The organism is Thermotalea metallivorans (assembly GCF_001562415.1).
In the GTDB taxonomy this organism is placed as follows: domain Bacteria; phylum Bacillota; class Clostridia; order Peptostreptococcales; family Thermotaleaceae; genus Thermotalea; species Thermotalea metallivorans.
Genome location: NZ_LOEE01000011.1, coordinates 1 through 1,914, shown reverse-complemented (window position 1 = coordinate 1,914; position 1,914 = coordinate 1). Strand labels below are relative to the sequence as shown.

Genomic DNA, 1,914 nt, shown 5'->3' with positions numbered 1-1,914 from the left:
ATCGAGTAGGAGGTAGATAATTAATTTATCTACCGTCCTCTCACACCACCGGACATACGGTCCCGTATCCGGCGGTTCATCAGGATTAATATCACATAGAAAGCCTTTTAGTTAGAGTAGTGAATCCCATCTTTTCAAGGCGTTCATTAGTTAGAGAGGTAGAAAGGATATGGCTGCCGGAGATTCTCCAGTAGCCTTTTCTTGTGTTGGCATATTCCCATGCTTTTGAATCTTTTATTCCTAGTTTCACCAGGTTATTATGCTTGGTCTTTATCTTCTTCCATTGTTTCCAGTAACACATGCGAATTCGTCTTCTTATCCATTGGTCAAGGTTTCTAGCAAGGTTCCTCATGTCGGCTATTTTAAAGTAGTTAACCCATCCTATTATTAGTTGGTTCAACTTTATCTTTCTCCATTCCATGCCCTTTCCATTTGACCTTGATGTTATCTCTCTAATTTTTGCCTTGAATCTTTCTATGGGTTTCTTATGAATAAAGTTCCTTGTCTCTCCCTTTACGTTGTAGAATGAGAACCCCAGGAACTTTCTCCTGATGGGTTTATCAACAGCACTTTTATCCCTATTGACTTTAAGTTTCAATCTTTCTTCGACGAATTGTGTAATGCTCGCCATGACCCTGTCTCCTGCCTTTTTGCTTTTGACATAAATATTGCAGTCATCTGCATACCGACAGAATTTATGCCCTCGTCTTTCCAGTTCCTTGTCCAGTTCGTCCAGCATGATGTTGGATAGTAGTGGACTTAATGGTCCTCCTTGAGGGGTTCCTTCTTCACTTTTAACCTTGATTCCGTTTAGCATTATTCCAGATTCCAGGTATTTACGTATAAGGTGTAGGACTCTTTTGTCTTTAACTTTCCTTGACACTAATGACATCAGTTTGTCATGGTTAACTCTGTCAAAGAACTTTTCAAGGTCTATGTCCACCACCCAGTTGTGTCCCTGCTGGATGTAGTCTCTTGCTTTTATTATTGCTTGATGGGCATTTTTATTTGGTCTGAATCCATAACTATATTCTGAAAACCCAGGGTCAAATATCTTTGTTAGTTCCTGTGCTATTGCCTGTTGTATCATCCGGTCTAATACTGTTGGTATTCCCAGTTGCCTTGTTCCCCCATCAGGTTTTGGTATTTCTACCCGCCTGACGGGCTTTGGTTTGTAACTTCCTTCAAGGATTGACTGCCTGATAGTTTCACCATGTTTCTTTAGGAAGGGTAAAAGTTCATTTACCTCCATCCCATCGATTCCGTGGCTTCCCTTATTGGATTTCACTCTTTTGTATGCCATGTTAAGATTGTCTCTGTGTAGTATCCTTTCAAGCAGGCACTCCTCGTTTCCATGTGTACCGTTCCTTCCACTTTGGGATGCCGGAGTATTGCTCTGCACTCCCCCATTACCTCGGAGTTCCACTCCTACTTCCTGTGGGTAGCCTTCATATGAAGTTGTCTGCTTTCCTTGCAATTCTCTCGAATCTTTCATGTTTTCGGAACCTCCTGATGTTCAGCCCTTCTTAGGCTATGTTAACCTAGCCCAATACTATGGCTTCTGCTGACTTCTGACAGTTCAGTTATGTATCACTACATCGGTTGCAAGTTCCAAAGTTCATCGAAACCAGCGTATCTGTCAGACCTCCCCGGGTAAGAGCAGTTACCTTCATCCCATGTACCCGCCAGATTTACTGTGTGGGATTCGTGCAGTGTTGGACTTTGTTTTGTCACGCAAACTCGTCCGTCCCACTTCAGCCTTGTATCTGGTTTTTGTTCATCGGGTCGGGACTTTGCCTCCGGCTTCCTTCAGATTCCACCTCACGATGGACACCCTTGCCTTTGGCTAATGGTTCCCACTGCCAAGCCCATAGCGGACTTTCACCGCCAAGTTACTGCCCATGCCGGGCGCAC

General features: G+C 43.5%; 1 protein-coding gene. It reads right to left on the bottom strand.

Going from position 1 to position 1,914, the window contains the following annotated elements; genetic code table 11:
• Window positions 1-91: 91 nt before the first annotated feature.
• On the bottom strand, window positions 92-1,495 hold the full coding sequence (gene ltrA, locus AN619_RS01920) for a group II intron reverse transcriptase/maturase (RefSeq protein WP_068554565.1): 1,404 nt from the start codon (window positions 1,493-1,495) through the stop codon (window positions 92-94).
• Window positions 1,496-1,914: the final 419 nt, after the last annotated feature.